The organism is Cellulomonas sp. FA1 (genome assembly GCF_000986825.1).
Classification (GTDB): Bacteria; Actinomycetota; Actinomycetes; order Actinomycetales; family Cellulomonadaceae; genus Cellulomonas; species Cellulomonas iranensis.
Map to the genome: position 1 here is coordinate 2560727 of NZ_LBMY01000001.1, position 14954 is coordinate 2575680.

A 14954-nucleotide genomic window follows, 5' to 3' on the forward strand; every position below is an offset into this window, starting at 1 on the left:
GCCCGTCGCGCCGTGCACGCCGGCGCGCGGACCCGTCAGAGCGCCGACGTGCCGAACACGAGCCCCAGCGCGTACGTGGCCGCCGCGGCCCCGAACCCGATCGCGAGCTGCCGCAGCGCACGCTTGAGCGGCGACGCCCCCGACAGCAGCCCCACCACGGACCCCGTCCCCAGCAGCGCGACGCCGACCAGCCCGGCCGACCACAGCACAGCCGTGAACCCCTCGGCCCCCAGCAGGTAGGGCACCACGGGGATCAGCGCACCGGACGCGAAGAAGCAGAAGCTCGCGATCGCGGCGCCCCACGCGGTGCCGATCGACTCGTGCTCGTCCCGCTCGGGGACGGGCACGACGGCCTCGTCCGGTGCGAGCGTGGGCGCGTCCGCACCACCGGGCAGCGTCGTCGACGTGCGCAGCAGCGACCCCGTCACGGCGCGCTGCGCCTCCCAGTGCGCGAGCGACGCCAGCACGACGTCGGCCCGCGCCTGCGCCTCGTCGGCCGCCATGCCGCGCGCACGGTAGACCAGCGACAGCTCGTTCGCGTCGACGTCGAGGTGCGTGAGCGCGGCCGCCGCGTCGGCGTCGGGGCGCGAGGCCTCCAGCAGCTCGCGCTGCGACCGGACCGACACGTACTCCCCCGCGCCCATCGACAGCGCACCCGCGAGCAGCCCCGCGAGACCCGTGAGCAGCACGGTGCCGGTCGAGACGCCGCTCGCCCCGATGCCCAGCACGAGCGCGAGGTTCGACACCAGGCCGTCGTTCGCGCCGAACACCGCGGCACGGAACGTGCCGGAGATCTGCTGCCGCCCCCGGATCGCGAGGCCGCGCACGACCTCCTCGTGGATCTGCTCGTCGGCCGCCATGCGGGGCGTCGCCTCGGCGTCCGAGCCGTACGTCGAGCGGGCCTCGGCGCGCTGCGCGAGCGCGAGCACGAACACCGAGCCGAACCGCCGGGCCAGCCACCCGAGCGCGCGCGTGCGCCACGCACCGCGCGCGGGCGGGCCCACCTGGTCGCCCAGCAGCTCGAGCCAGTGCGCCTCGTGACGCCGCTCGGCCTCCGCGAGCGCGAGCAGGATCTCGCGCTCCTCACCGTCGCGACGGCTCGCGAGGTCACGGTAGACGGCGGCCTCGGCGCGCTCGTCGGCGAGGTTGCGGCGCCACCGGCGCAGCTGGGAACGGGACGCGGGCACGGCTACTCCAGGGCAGGACGGGGGGGTGTCCTGCCGACGGTAGGCGAGCGCGCGCGGTTGCGAGGGCGTGCGACGACGCGCGTGGCACACCCGTCACGAGGGGTTTCGGGCGGCCGAAGACGCGTGGTCCGGACGGCCCGAGCGATGTGGCGACCCAACGCGGTGCTGTGCGGGACCAGCTGCGAGCGCCGGCCGAGGGTCGGCCGGCGTCAGCCGCCGATCCGCCCGGCCAGCGTCCCGACGCCGTCACCGGTGAGCCGCGGCAGCACCGCGGCTCGCCCCGCGAGCGCCAGCACGAGGTCGAGCGTCGTGCCCTCGACGCCGAGACCCGCACCCGAGACGAAGCCGCTGTCCGTCGCGACGAGCAGCAGGCCGCGCGCGCGGGACCGGGAGTCGACCGCGAAGTCCTTGCGCACGTAGCCCTCGGCGACGGCGAGCACGGCGTCGGGGTCGGGCGCCGTCGCGATCCCGAGCGGCTCGCGGACGTCGGCGGCGTGCACGACGACCTCGCCGAGCCAGGCCCACAGGTCGCCCGTGGGGGCCACGCGTGCGTCGACGACCGCGCGGAAGGCCGCGAGCGTGGCGGCCGGGGTGGGGCCGCGGTGCTCGGCGAGGCGCCGCGCGTTGTGCACGTCGGGCCGGAACCGCGCCCCGGCGATGCTGCGCAGCCAGGCCCAGCGACCGGTGGTCGCGGCGGCGGTGAGGTGGGCGACGACGTCCTCGACGGTCCAGTCCGCGCACAGGGTCGGGTGCGCCCACTGCGCGTCGGTGAGGCCCGTGAGGTCGTCGGCCAGGCGGGTGCGCTCGGCGTGGATCGCGGCCCAGAGCTGGTCGGGGGTCTGCAGGGTCACGCTGGCTCCTCGGCCTCGGGGTGGGACCGGGACCCGCGGGCACGGTCGGTCGCTTCGATAACCGTAGCGGACGATCCTGTCGTCGTAGTCAGGGGCGTACGCTGGGCCGGTGGCAGGACGACGGACGTACGGCTCCTACAACGACGGCTGCGCGGCCGCGCACGCGCTCGACGTCGTCGGTGACCGGTGGACGATGATCGTGGTCCGCGAGCTGCTGCTCGGACCCAAGCGGTTCACCCAGCTGCAGCGCGACGTCGTCGGCATCGGCCCCTCGGTGCTCGCGCAACGCCTGCACGAGCTCGAGCAGCACGGGGTCCTCACCCGCGAGCACCTGCCCGCCCCCGCCGACGTCGACGTCTACGCGCTCACCGCCTGGGGGCAGCGGCTCGAAGCCGTCAACACCGCGCTCTCGCAGTGGGCCGTCGGGTCGCCGACGCTGCCGTGGGACGCCGACATGAGCCCCGACACGCTCGTGCTCGCGATGCGCGCGCACGCCCGGCCCGGCCCGCGGCCCGCGGTCGTCGAGCTGCGTCTCACCGACTCACGACGCGACGGCGCGGCACCCGTGACCTACAGCGGGCGGGTCGGGACCGCCGGCACGACCGTCGAGCGCGGCTCGGCCGCGGACGTCGCCCCCGACGCGACCGTCGAGGCGCCGACCCGCGCGCTCAAGGCCGTCGTCATCGGCGGTGCCGCCGTCGACACGGTGACCGACGTCCGCGTCCGCGGGTCCGTCGACGCCGTGCGTGCGCTGCTCGACGCGACCGCGCTGCGCCGCTGAGCCCGTCGGCCCACGGGCCCCTCAGCCGGCCGGCGCCGCCTCGCGCAGCCGCTCCAGCAGCGGGCCCGCGGCCTCGTCGAGGAACCGCTGCTGCAGCGCGTCGCCCACCTGCACGAGCGCGACGTCCGTGAAGCCCGCCTCCCAGAACGCGCTGACCGCCTCGACCACGGCGTCGAGGTCCGGTCCGCACGGGATCGCGTCGGCCACGTCCTCGGGGCGCACGAACTGGCTCGCGGCGTCGAACGCCTCGGTCGTCGGCAGGTCGGCGTTGACCTTCCAGCCGCCGCCGAACCACCGGAACTGCTCGTGCGCCCGCGCGACGGCCTCGTCGCGGTCGGGACCCCAGGAGATGGGGATCTGCCCGATCTTGCGGGACGGACCGAGCGCCTCGAGCGCCTCCAGGCCCGCGCGTGCCTCGTCCCAGCGCCGCACCAGGTCGGCGTCCGGCTCGACCGCGACCAGGTGGTCGGCCAGCGACGAGAACCGCTGCACGGACTGCTCGCCCGACACGGCGACCGCGATCGGCACGGGCACCTCGGGGACGTCCCACAGCTTGGCCGAGTCGACCCGGAAGTGCGCACCCTCGTACGTGACGCGGTCGCCCGTGAGCAGCTGGTGGATGATCTCCAGCGCCTCCTCGAGCATGTCGTGCCGCTCGCCGACCGCGGGCCACCGCTCGCCCACCACGTGCTCGTTGAGGTTCTCCCCCGCGCCCACGCCCAGCGTGAACCGGTTCTCGGAGAGCAGCGCGAGCGTCGCGGCCTTCTGCGCGACGACCGCCGGGTGGTACCGGATGGTCGGGCACGTCACGTACGTCATGAGCTCGAGGCGCTCGGTCGCCTGCGCGACCGCACCCAGCACGCCCCACGCGTACGGCGCGTGGCCCTGCTCGTCGAGCCACGGGAAGTAGTGGTCCGACGACACCGCGAAGTCGAAGCCCAGCCGGTCGGCGTGCTGCGCGTAGCGCACGAGCTCGCGCGGGCCGGACTGCTCGGTCATGAGGGTGTACCCGAATCGCGTCACCTCCCGAGGGTGACCCGACCGCGACGATCCGGCATCCCGAACCCCCACTCCCTCCTCCCCCGCGAGAGCGCAATCCAGTCCCCCTCACCTCCCCCGCGAGAGCGCAATCCAGTCCCCCTCACCTCCCCCGCGAGAGCGCAATCCAGTCCCCAGTCCCCTCGGCGAGAGGCCGATCCCGCCTCACCGACCACTCGTGACGGCGATCCACCCCACCGTCGACGACGACGGGCCGGGACCGGATCGACCTCTCACGCGGGGGGTGGGGCGGGGCGCGGCTAGGGTCGGGGACGACGACGAGGAGGTCCGCGTGCCGCAGCCGGTGACGTTCGGGGTGGTGGGGTCCGGGTGGCGGGCCGAGTTCTTCGTGCGCGTGGCGCGCCTGCTGCCGGACCGGTTCCGGTGCGTGGGCGTCGTGACCCGCACCGCCGAGCGCGGCGCGTGGGTCGAGGCCGCGTGGGGCGTGCCGACGGTCCGCACCATCGAGGAGCTCGTGACGGGTGCGCTGCCCGGTGCGGGCGTCGCGCCCGACCGGCCTGAGCTCGTGGTCACCGCGACGCCGTGGCCCGTGACGCCCGACGCGGTGCGCGAGATCGTCGACGCGGCGGTGCCGGTGCTGGCCGAGACGCCGCCCGCGCCCGACGTCGACGGGCTGCGCGCGCTGTGGGCCGACGTCGGACCCACAGGCCTTGTGCAGGTCGCGGAGCACTCGCCGTTCATGCCGTCCCACCAGGCACGACACGCCGTCGTCGCCGCCGGGACCATCGGCGAGCCGACGCAGGTGCAGGTGTCGTCGACGCACCTGTACCACGCGGCCGGGCTCGCGCGGCACCTGCTGGGCGCCGGCCGCGGGCCCGTGACGGTGCGCGCGCTGGCGTTCACGGCGCCGCTGCTCTCGCCGCTGGAGCGCGACGGGTGGACGAGCAAGGTCGACGCCGAGCCGGCGCGGCAGATCCTGGCGACGCTCGACCTGGGCGACGGCCGGTCCGTGCTCTACGACTTCACCGACAACCAGTGGCACAACCCGCTGCGCACCAACAGGATCGTCGTCCGCGGCTCGCACGGCGAGATCGTCGACGACGCCGTGACCCGTCGCGTCGACGAGCGGACCGTGCTGACGTCGCGCATCGAGCGCCGGCAGGCCGGCATCGAGCAGAACCTGGACGGGTTCGACCTCGAGCATCTGTCGATGGACGGCCGCGTGCTGTACCGCAACCCGTTCGTCGGCGCGCGGCTCGCCGACGACGACCTCGCGGTCGCGCACCTGCTCGACGCGTCGGGCGCGTGGCTGCGCGGCGACGGGCCGCCGCCGTACCCGCTCGCCGACGGCTGCCAGGACCACCTGCTCGGGCTCGCGATCGAGGAGTCCGCCCGCACGGGCCGGGAGGTCCGAACGGCCGCGGAGGCATGGGCGGACGCGGTCTGAGACGTGCGCCGGGAGCGACCCCGTCATCCGTCGCGCCGACGCGTGCACGCACGCGACCGATGACGGGGTCGACCTCGACGACACGAGGTCCCGACCGACGACACGAGGTCCCGACCCGACGAGCCCGTCATCCGTCGCGCCGACGGACGCCTGACGACGACCGATGACGGGGTCGAGGTCCGCGACCTGGGACGTGGATCCGACGAGACCGGGCTGAGGTCACGCATCTCGCCGACGGAGGACGTCAGCCCGGTCTCACGAGCGACCCGTCCCGCCCGGCGGACACCCGAGGGTGACACCGTCATCCGTCGCGCTGCCGGCTTCCCCGGCGCGACGGATCACGGTGACGACGGCACGACGACGCGTCCGGGCCGCCATCCGTCGCGTCGACGCGTGCCCGCACGCGACCGATGACCGGGGCCGACGTCCACCCACCGTGACGCCGATCCGACGAGACCGGGCCGGCGTCGCGCATCGAGGCGATGGACGACGCCGGCCCGGCCTCGCGGACCGACCGTCCCGCCCGGCGGGACAGCCGGGCGGGACGGGGGCGGCCGTCAGGCGGCCGCGGCGGTCCAGGCGGCGCGCAGGCCGTCGATGAGGGGGGTCGTCGGGCGGCCGACGAGGCGGCGCAGCGTGCCGTCGGTGTCCGCGAGGGTGCCCGCGGCGATGTTCTGGTCGAGCGCGACGACGAACCCGGCGGTGCCCTCGTCGAGGCCCGCGGCCAGCAGCCCGGCGCGCTGCTCCTCGGGCGTGACGTCGCGGTAGACGACGTCACGGCCGAGCACCTGCGACGCGGCGGCGGCCAGCTCGTCGTGCGTCCACGCGACGTCACCGGCGAGCTCGTACACCTGACCGTCGTGGCCCTCGCCCGTGACGACCGCGACGATCGCGTCCGCGAAGTCCTGGCGCGACGCCGACGCGACACGACCCTGCCCGACCGACCCGACGATCTCACCCGTCGCGGCGGCCTGCTGCAGGCTCTGCACGTAGTTCTCGGTGTACCAGTTGTTGCGCAGGATCGTCGTGACCAGGCCGGACGCGGCGAGCAGCTCCTCGGTGGCCTTGTGCTCGGGCGCGAGCACCAGCTCGGTCGCGTCGGCGTGCGGAGCGGACGTGTAGACCACGCGACGGACGCCCGCGGCGACGGCGGCGTCGGCGACGGCCTGGTGCTGCGGCACGCGGCGCCCGACCTCGCTGCCCGAGACGAGCACGACCGTGTCGGCACCGGCGAAGGCCGCGGCGAGCGTCTCGGGGCGGTCGTAGTCGACCTCGGCGGCGCGCGCCCCGCGGGCGACGAGGTCGGCGACGCGGTCGGTGCCGCGCGCGCCGGCGACGACGTCGGTGACGCCCGCGGCCAGCAGGCCCTCGACGGCGAGACGGCCCAGGTGGCCGGTGGCCCCGGTGACGACGACGGACATGGTGATCCTCCTCGGTGGGTGCGGCCGGACGACCGCGCGGTGATGCGTTCGCCCGGGTCAACGGTGGTGCTCGCCTAGACTTTCCCACGACGCGGTACCCACCTTCCTGTCGGGTACCTACCCGGAGGTGAGCATGCAGGCAGCAGCGCTGGCGACGGCGACCGACGTGACGGCCACCACACCGGTAGCGACGCCGTTGCAGCAGATGCTCGCCGCGGGCCAGCTGCCCGCCGCGTGCCCGAGCCGCGTCGTGCTCGACCACGTGACGTCGAAGTGGGGCGTGCTCGTGCTCGTCGCGCTCTCGGAGCGCACGCTGCGCTGGGGCGAGCTGCGCCGCGTCGTCGAGGGCGTCAGCGAGAAGATGCTCGCGCAGACGCTGCGCACGCTCGAGGCCGACGGCCTGGTCGAGCGCACCGTGACGGCCACCGTGCCGCCGCGCGTCGACTACGCGCTGTCGCCGCTCGGCGTCGACCTCGCGACGCGGCTGCTGCCGCTCATGTCGTGGATCGTCGACCACGCGGACGCGATCGTCGGCGAGCGCACCGCCTGAGGGCCGCCTGCCGCGGGGTCACGACGCCCCGTCGCGGCCCGCCGACGACGCGGCCCCGCGCGCGAGGCCGGACGCCCGGTCCACCGACCGGTCGGACGCGGCCCCGTCCGCGTCGTCGTCCGACGCCCGCTCCCCCAGCCCGCCCGCGAACAGCTGCCACACCGGCCCGGTGACGAACCACAGCACGAGCACGAGCGTCGCCCGTCCGCCCCATCCGAGCAGCACCTCGCGCTGGTCGGGCGCGTTCGCGATGAGCCACAGCACGCCGAGCACGGCCACGGCGACGGTCCACGCGAGCAGCACGCGCAGCCACAGCCGCCACTCGTGCGCGAGACGCGCGCGGCCGCCCGCCGGGGGCTTGGGCGGGCGCGGGCCGTCGAAGAACCGCCAGGCCACCCACGCGTCGACGCGCTGCACGGTGTACTTCCCGAACCCGACCGTGAACCCGAGGTAGAGCGCCGCGAGCCCGTGCGTCCACGTCGGCTCGGACCCGCGCAGCAGGTCGCCGACGGTCGCGACCAGCAGCACCACCTCGATCGCGGGCTCGCACAGCAGCAGCACGGTCGACAGCCGGCGGCGCCGCAGCACGTACCGCGCGACGATCGCCGCCGCGAGGAACACCCAGAACGCGACCTCGCAGGCCACGACGAGCGCGGCGACGGGGTTCTCGCGGATCCACCCGATGACGTCCATGCGAGCACCGTGGCGCGCACCGGCCCGCGCCCGCGTCCGGCGGACGGACCGTCCTGCGCGCGGGCGCTCCTCCGTTCGGACGAGTGCCCACGGCGGCGCGCGTGCTGGGATGGGCGCATGCTCACCGCCCTGCGTGCCCGCCTCGACACCACGTGGTGGCTCGCGCGCGAGAGCCCGCAGGCCGCGCGGTGGGACTCGGTGGCGCTGCTGCTGGGGGGTCTGCTGCTGCTGACGCTGGACGTCCGCATGGTCGGCAGCGACGTGCCGCTGGTCGACGTGCCGGGCGGCCCGCTGCCGTGGCAGGCGGGTCTGCTGGTCGTCGCGACGACCGTGCTGCTCGGCAAGCGGACGCACCCCGTGGCCGCGCTGGTGGGCGTCACGGTGCTCACGCTGGCCGACGCGGCGATGGGCGGCAGCCTCGGCATGTACCTCGTGCTGTTCGACGCGATCTTCACGGTCGCCGTGCGGGCGTCGGGCCGGCCGCGTGCGGCGGTCCTCGGGACGCTGACGGCGCTGGTCGTGGCGACGCCCGTCGGGGCGGTCGTCGCGGGTCTGGGGACCCAGGACGTCGCGCAGCTCACGCTCGTCGCGCTCGCGCTGCTGCTGCCGCCGTGGTGGTGGGGCACGGACGTGCGGCGTTCGCAGGCCCTCGCGGCCGAGCAGGCGCGCCGCGCGGACGCCGAGCGGGCCCGCGCCGACCTGGCCCGTGAGCACGCCGACGACGTCGCGCGCATCGCCGCCCTGGACCGGGTGCGCGCCGTGCAGGACGAGCGCGCGCGCATGGCCCGTGACCTGCACGACGTGGTCGCGGGCCACCTGTCGGCCGTCGCGATCCACACCGGGGCGGCGCTCAACGCCCCGCCGGACACGGACCGCGACCGCGCCGCGCTGACGGCCGCGCGCACGGGTGCGCTCGACGCGCTGACCGAGATGCGCGCGATGATCCTCGTGCTGCGCGAGGGCGCCGCACCCGACGCGACGACGGCGCCCGCCGGGCTCGCGCGGCTGCCCGACCTGGACCTCGACGTGGTCGGCGACGTGCCGGACGGCCTGCCCGCGGCGGTCGACCACGCGGCGTTCCGCATCGCGCAGGAGGCCGCGACGAACGCGCGCAAGCACGGCGCGGGCCGGGCGACGGTGCGCTGCACGCGCGACGGCGGCACGCTCGGGCTCGTCGTCGAGAACGCCCTGCCGGAGCACGCGCCGGCGCCCGCCGACCCCGCGCTGTCGTCGTCGACGGGCCTGCAGACCATGCGCGAGCGCGCCGCCGCGCTCGGCGGGACCCTCACCGCGGGCCCGGCCGACGACGTGTGGCGCGTGCGCGCGACGTTCCCCCTGACCCCCACCCCGGAGGACCCCCGATGACGCCCGTGCGGGTGCTGCTCGCCGACGACCACGCCGCGATCCGCGCGGGTCTGCGCCTCATGCTCGAGCAGTCGGGCGACGTCGAGGTGGTGGGCGAGGCGTCCGACGGCGACGTCGCGGTGCGGCAGGCCCGCGCGCTGCGCCCCGACGTCGTGCTCATGGACGTGCGCATGCCCGGCACGGACGGCATCACGGCGACCGCGGCGATCGTGGGCGAGCGGCTCGCGGACGTGGTCGCGCTGACGACGTTCGACCTCGACGAGTACGTGCTGGGCATGGTGCGTGCCGGTGCGGCCGGGTTCCTGCTGAAGTCCGTCGGCGCGGCCGAGCTGGTCGACGCCGTGCGGCGGGTCGCGGGCGGCGAGGGCGTGCTCGCCCCCGAGGTGACGCGGCGCCTGCTCGACGCGGTCGCGACGCAGCCCGCCGCAGCACCCGAGCCGACGCCCGGCCCGGACGACGCCCGCCTCGCGACCCTCACGGCCCGCGAGCGCGACGTGCTCGACGGCCTCGGCGACGGGCTGTCGAACGCCGAGATCGCCGAGCGGCTCGTCGTGTCGGAGACGACCGTGAAGTCGCACGTCAGCCACGTGCTCGCGAAGCTCGGGGTGCGCACCCGGCTGCAGGCGGGGGTCCTGGCGCGCGGCGCCCGGGGCTGAGGCGTCCCGGCGGGCTCCCCCGGGTCCGGCGCCGACCCGGGCCGGCGCTCGACGAGCGGGTCGCGCGTCCAGCCGGTAGGAAAGGGGCGCATGGTGCGCGTCGGCTTCCACAACTCCCACGAGCAGGTCCATCCCTCCGCGCTGCTGGCGGCGACGCAGCTCGCGGAGCAGCGCGGCTTCGACGCCGCGATGTGCAGCGACCACTGGGCGCCGTGGTCGGCGCACCAGGGGCACTCCGGGTTCGCGTGGACGTGGCTGGGCTCGGCGCTCGCGACGACGCGGCTGCCGTTCGGCGTGGTCAACGCGCCGGGTCAGCGGTACCACCCGGCGATCGTCGCGCAGGCGGCGGCGACGCTCGCGGCGATGTACCCGGGGCGGTTCTGGGTCGCGCTGGGCTCGGGCGAGAACATGAACGAGCACATCACCGGGGACGGCTGGCTGCCCAAGCCGGTGCGCGACGCGCGGCTGGTCGAGTGCGTCGAGGTGATCCGCGCGCTGCTCGACGGCGAGGAGGTCACGCACGACGGTCTCGTGACGGTCGACCGCGCGAAGCTGTGGACGCTGCCGGACGTGAAGCCGCTGCTCGTCGGCCCGGCGGTCAGCGAGGCGACGGCCGCGAACCACGCGCGCTGGGCCGACGGGCTGGTCACCGTGAACCAGCCGCCCGAGACGCTGCGCCGCGTGCTCGGCGCGTACCGCGACGCGGGCGGCCGCGGCGAGGCGTCGCTGCAGGTGCACGTGTCGTTCGCGCCGAGCGAGGACGAGGCTCTGCGCCTCGCGCGGCAGCAGTGGGCGGGCAACGCGATCGGCCCGCCGGTCGCGTGGGACCTCGACACGCCCGAGGCGTTCGACGCGATCGCCGACAAGGTGAGCGACGACGTGCTGCGCACGTCCGTCCTGGTCGAGCACGACCCGCGGCGACTGGCCGACCGGCTCGTCGAGCTCGCCGAGATCGGATTCGACGCGGTCTACCTGCACCAGGTCGCGACCGACGTCGTGCGGTCCGACGAGAAGCACCCCGACGCGACCGAGGTCCGCACGGCGCCGTCGTCGTCGCTCGAGGCGTTCGTCGACATGGCGGCCGAGCACCTGCTGCCCGCGCTGCAGGCGGTGCGCGCGTGAGGATCCGTGACACCGGCGACCTGTGGTGGAAGTCCGCGGTGATCTACTGCCTCGACGTCGAGACCTACATGGACTGGGACGACGACGGCATCGGCGACCTGCCCGGGCTCGTGCAGCGCATCGACCACCTCGCCGAGCTCGGCGTGACGTGCCTGTGGCTCATGCCGTTCTACCCGACGGCGGACCGCGACGACGGCTACGACATCACCGACTACTACGCGGTCGACCCGCGCCTGGGCGACGGCGGCGACCTCGTCGAGCTGATCCGCACCGCGAACGACCGTGGGATCCGTGTCATCGCGGACCTCGTCGTCAACCACACGTCCGACCGGCACCCGTGGTTCCGTGCCGCACGCCGGTCCGAGGACAGCCCGTACCGCGACTGGTACGTGTGGCGCGAGGACCCGCCGCCGGACACGTCCGACGAGGTCGTCTTCCCCGACAAGGAGGACGGCATCTGGACGTACGACGAGCAGGCGGGCGCCTGGTACCGGCACCGGTTCTACCGCCACCAGCCCGACCTCAACACCGCGAACCCGCAGGTGCGGGACGCGATCGCGAAGGTCGTGGGCTACTGGGCGCAGCTGGGGCTGGACGGGTTCCGCGTCGACGCGGTGCCGTTCTTCCTGGCCGACGCGGCGAACGGCCGGGGCGACGACGTCGACCACCCGCACCAGTTCCTGCAGCAGCTGCGCGCGTTCCTCTCGCGGCGCACGGGCGACTCGATCCTCATGGGCGAGGTCAACCTGCCGTACGACCAGCAGCGGCTGTTCTTCGGCGACCACGACGACGACGGCGAGCACGAGGGCGCCGAGCTGAACCTGCAGTTCGACTTCGTGCTCATGCAGCGCATGTACCTCGCGCTGGCGCGGCAGGACGCGCGCGTGCTGGCCGACGTGCTGGAGTCCCGGCCCGTGATCCCGTCGGACGCGCAGTGGGCGACGTTCGTGCGCAACCACGACGAGCTGACGCTCGACCAGCTGAGCGACGCCGAGCGGCAGGAGGTGTTCGACGCGTTCGGCCCCGACGAGGAGGTGCAGCTCTACGGCCGCGGCCTGCGACGCCGCCTGCCGCCGATGGTGCAGGGCGACCCGCGCCGCGTCCGCATGGTCTACAGCCTGCTGTTCACCCTGCCGGGCACGCCCGTGCTGTTCTACGGCGAGGAGATCGGCATGGGCGAGAACCTCGCCGCCAAGGGCCGGCTCGCGGTGCGGACGCCGATGCAGTGGACGTCGGGGAAGAACGGCGGGTTCTCGGACGCCGCGCCGTCGCGCCTGGCCGGGCCCGTGACCGAGGGCGCGTTCGGGCCCGCGCACGTCAACGTGTCGGACCAGCGCCGCGACCCGGACTCGCTGCTGAACTTCGTGCAGAAGCTCGCGCGGCGCTACCGCGAGAGCCCCGAGCTGGGGTGGACGGGTGCGGTCGAGATCCTCGACCAGCCGCACCGCTCGGTGCTCGCGCACCGCTCGACGTGGCAGGACGCGTCGACCGTCGCGCTGCACAACCTCGGCCCCGAGGCCGTGCGCGTGCCGCTGCACCTGCCCGACACCGACGGCACGTGCCGGCTCATCGACCTCCTGGAGGACGACGAGCACGTGCCGGACGACAAGGGCCGCGTCGAGGTCGAGCTCGACGGGTACGGGTGGCGGTGGCTGCGCGTCGTGCACCCGGACTCGCGCCGCCTGCTCTGAGGCGCGAGGCCGGCCCGACGACGCGTGCGGGGGTGCCGCCGGACGACGGCGGCGCCCCCGCACGGCCGACGGCGGTCGCCCGGCTCGGCGAGCCGCGTCAGCGCACGACCGGCAGGCACACGTCCGTGACCCAGTCCGCGGGGTCGGGGCTCTGCTGCGGCCCCACCCGGTAGACGTTGAACATCGGGCCCGTCTCGAGGCCGCGCTCGGCGACGAACGCGCCGAGCGACGCCATGACGTCGCCGACGCCCGCGTAGTCGCCGCGCAGCGTCGCGACCGCCGCCTCGCGCGCCGGCTCGGTGCGGCACGTCAGCGGCGCGACCGGCTCGAACGGCGCGGCGACCTCGATCCACACCTCGACGTCCACGTCGCTCTCGCGGTGGTCGGGGTCGTGGAACGTGGCGCCGGCCGTCGCGTCGGGCGCCGGGACGGCACCGGCGCGCCCGAGCAGGGGCATGAGCTCCTGCCACAGCAGGCCCTCGTCGGAGTAGCCGGGCAGGACCCGGCGCAGGCCCGCCAGGACGGCGGGCGGGAAGGTGGTGAGCGTGACGTCGTGCATGGTGCGTCCTCCCAGTGCGGTGCTGACACGGTCCAGGGCCGTCAGCTGCGACCGCAGGTCGTCCGCGCGGCGTGCGAGCTCCGCACGCTGCGCGGCGACCGCGGCCTCGACCCCGGCGGGATCACCCGTCGACGCCAGGAGGTCCGCGATGGCCTCGACCCCGAACCCCGCGTCGCGCAGCAGCACCGCCAGGTGGGCGTCGGCGATCTGCTCGGCCCGGTACCAGCGGTGCCCCGTGAACGGGTCCACCGCGGCCGGCTCGAGCACGCCGTGCTCCTGGTAGTACCGCAGCATGCGCACGCTGATCCGGGACAGCGTCGAGAACGCGCCGATCCGCAGCAACCTGCCGTCGTGATCCATGTCGTCACCGCACACCCTCACACCGTGGCAGAGGCAAGCGGCCCCGGGCCGGGACCCGGCGACGCGCGTCCGCGGACGCCCGCCGAGGCGGTCCGCGCGCGTCCCGACCCCGTCCGCCGAAACGATTCGTGGATGGACGTCCTGGGCACCTCCCAGGTCCGTCACGTACCGTGCCTGGGTCGTCGCGCACCTCGCGGCGGCACCCCGCAACCCCCGGAGGACCCCTCGTGCGACGCCCCACCACCGCCCGCACAGCGCTGCGCGCCGCCGCCGCGGTGCTGGCGCTCAGCCTCACCCTCGCCGCGTGCAGCGGTGAGGCGGGCGACGACCCGACGACCCCGGCACCCACCGACGCGGCGGCGACCCCCGCCCCCGACGCGACCGCGACCGCCGAGGACGTCGCCGCGCTCGAGGCCGTGGTCGTCGACGGCGCCGTCGGCGCCGAGCCGACCGTCACGCTGCCCAGCACGCCGTTCACGGTGTCCGCGCCGGTCGCCCGCCTGCTCGACGACGGCACCGGCGAGGAGATCGAGGCGGGCGACATGATCGACCTCGACTCGGTGTGGGTGAAGGGCACCGACGGCACGGTCGACTCCTCGACGTGGAAGAACGGCAAGCCCGAGCAGGTCGTCGTGAGCGACGACGCGCTCGTCGCCGTCATCTCCGACCTGCTGGTCGGCAACAAGGTCGGCACGCGCTTCGCCTTCGCCGTGCCCGCGGGCGACACGACCGCGGTCGCGGTCGGCGAGGTCGTCGGCAAGCGCCCCAGCCGAGCGGTGGGCACGCCCGTCGAGCCGGCCGCGGGCCTGCCCGCCATCACGCTCGACGACACCGGCAAGCCGTCCATCGAGCCCGTCGACGGCGACGCGCCCACCGAGCTCGTGGTGCAGCCCCTCATCGAGGGCGACGGCCCCGCGGTCGAGTCCGGCCAGACCATCACCGTGCAGTACAGCGGCTGGCTGTGGGACGGCTCGCCGTTCGACTCGTCGTGGGACCGCGGCGCGCCCGCGTCGTTCGGGATCGGCGTCCAGCAGGTCATCACCGGCTGGGACGAGGGTCTCGTCGGCCAGAAGGTCGGCAGCCAGGTCCTGCTCGTCGTGCCGCCGGACAAGGCGTACGGCGACGTCGAGCGCGACACGATCCCCGCGGGCTCGACGCTCGTGTTCGTCGTGGACATCCTCGCCGCGGGCTGACCCGCAGCACCCGGCACGGGGCCGGGCCGCCGCTCACCACGAGCGGACGGCCCGGCCCCGTCGTCGTGCACCCCGGTCA

General features: G+C 75.4%; 14 protein-coding genes. 8 read left to right on the forward strand and 6 right to left on the reverse strand.

Annotated features, from left to right (window positions below; genetic code table 11):
• Positions 1-35 precede the first annotated feature (35 nt).
• Together GY42_RS11540 and GY42_RS11545 are read right to left on the reverse strand one after the other, a co-directional pair.
• Complete coding sequence (locus tag GY42_RS11540; protein WP_046529431.1) at positions 36-1187, reverse strand: VIT1/CCC1 transporter family protein; 1152 nt, start codon at positions 1185-1187, stop codon at positions 36-38.
• Between the two features lie 209 nt (positions 1188-1396).
• A complete protein-coding gene (locus GY42_RS11545) occupies positions 1397-2038 on the reverse strand; it encodes a maleylpyruvate isomerase family mycothiol-dependent enzyme (protein ID WP_046529432.1) in 642 nt (213 codons plus the stop codon).
• Between the two features lie 109 nt (positions 2039-2147).
• On the opposite strand from GY42_RS11545, the gene GY42_RS11550 reads away from it, so the two are divergent.
• Positions 2148-2819 carry a winged helix-turn-helix transcriptional regulator gene (locus GY42_RS11550; RefSeq protein WP_046529433.1) on the forward strand — a complete coding sequence of 224 codons (672 nt, stop codon included), beginning with the start codon at positions 2148-2150 and terminating at the stop codon, positions 2817-2819.
• A 21-nt stretch (positions 2820-2840) separates the two neighbouring features.
• Here the strand turns inward: GY42_RS11550 and GY42_RS11555 are convergent, their stop codons facing one another.
• On the reverse strand, positions 2841-3842 hold the full coding sequence (locus GY42_RS11555; RefSeq protein WP_046529434.1) for a TIGR03557 family F420-dependent LLM class oxidoreductase: 1002 nt from the start codon (positions 3840-3842) through the stop codon (positions 2841-2843).
• A 307-nt stretch (positions 3843-4149) separates the two neighbouring features.
• Between GY42_RS11555 and GY42_RS11560 the strand changes: the two genes are divergently transcribed.
• Complete coding sequence (locus GY42_RS11560; RefSeq protein WP_046529435.1) at positions 4150-5265, forward strand: Gfo/Idh/MocA family protein; 1116 nt, start codon at positions 4150-4152, stop codon at positions 5263-5265.
• A gap of 557 nt (positions 5266-5822) precedes the next feature.
• On the opposite strand, the gene GY42_RS11565 is transcribed toward GY42_RS11560, so the two are convergent.
• Positions 5823-6686: an SDR family oxidoreductase gene (locus tag GY42_RS11565; RefSeq protein ID WP_046529436.1), complete on the reverse strand. Its 864-nt coding sequence runs from the start codon at positions 6684-6686 to the stop codon at positions 5823-5825.
• A gap of 205 nt (positions 6687-6891) precedes the next feature.
• Here GY42_RS11565 and GY42_RS11570 point away from each other — a divergent pair, with 205 nt between their 5' ends.
• Positions 6892-7236 (forward strand): winged helix-turn-helix transcriptional regulator, encoded by a 345-nt coding sequence (locus GY42_RS11570; protein WP_046530895.1) that lies wholly within the window; start codon positions 6892-6894, stop codon positions 7234-7236.
• Positions 7237-7254: 18 nt separating this feature from the next.
• Here the strand turns inward: GY42_RS11570 and GY42_RS11575 are convergent, their stop codons facing one another.
• Positions 7255-7929 (reverse strand): hypothetical protein, encoded by a 675-nt coding sequence (locus GY42_RS11575; protein WP_082131500.1) that lies wholly within the window; start codon positions 7927-7929, stop codon positions 7255-7257.
• A 117-nt stretch (positions 7930-8046) separates the two neighbouring features.
• Here GY42_RS11575 and GY42_RS11580 point away from each other — a divergent pair, with 117 nt between their 5' ends.
• The 4 genes from GY42_RS11580 (at position 8047) to GY42_RS11595 (ending at position 12763) form a co-directional block, all read left to right on the forward strand.
• Positions 8047-9294: a sensor histidine kinase gene (locus GY42_RS11580; RefSeq protein ID WP_052748347.1), complete on the forward strand. Its 1248-nt coding sequence runs from the start codon at positions 8047-8049 to the stop codon at positions 9292-9294.
• Positions 9291-9950, forward strand: a complete 660-nt coding sequence (locus tag GY42_RS11585) for a response regulator (RefSeq protein ID WP_046529437.1) — start codon at positions 9291-9293, stop codon at positions 9948-9950. Before GY42_RS11580 ends, GY42_RS11585 begins: the two co-directional genes overlap by 4 nt.
• Before the next feature lie 90 nt (positions 9951-10040).
• Positions 10041-11072 carry a TIGR03885 family FMN-dependent LLM class oxidoreductase gene (locus tag GY42_RS11590; protein ID WP_046529438.1) on the forward strand — a complete coding sequence of 344 codons (1032 nt, stop codon included), beginning with the start codon at positions 10041-10043 and terminating at the stop codon, positions 11070-11072.
• A complete protein-coding gene (locus GY42_RS11595) occupies positions 11069-12763 on the forward strand; it encodes an alpha-amylase family protein (RefSeq protein ID WP_046529439.1) in 1695 nt (564 codons plus the stop codon). Before GY42_RS11590 ends, GY42_RS11595 begins: the two co-directional genes overlap by 4 nt.
• Before the next feature lie 97 nt (positions 12764-12860).
• Here GY42_RS11595 and GY42_RS11600 read toward each other — a convergent pair whose 3' ends face one another.
• Positions 12861-13682, reverse strand: a complete 822-nt coding sequence (locus tag GY42_RS11600) for a MerR family transcriptional regulator (RefSeq protein WP_082131501.1) — start codon at positions 13680-13682, stop codon at positions 12861-12863.
• 227 nt (positions 13683-13909) lie between these two features.
• Between GY42_RS11600 and GY42_RS11605 the strand changes: the two genes are divergently transcribed.
• Positions 13910-14875, forward strand: coding sequence for an FKBP-type peptidyl-prolyl cis-trans isomerase (locus GY42_RS11605; protein ID WP_046529440.1), 966 nt, complete (start codon positions 13910-13912; stop codon positions 14873-14875).
• The last annotated feature ends 79 nt before the right edge of the window (positions 14876-14954 follow it).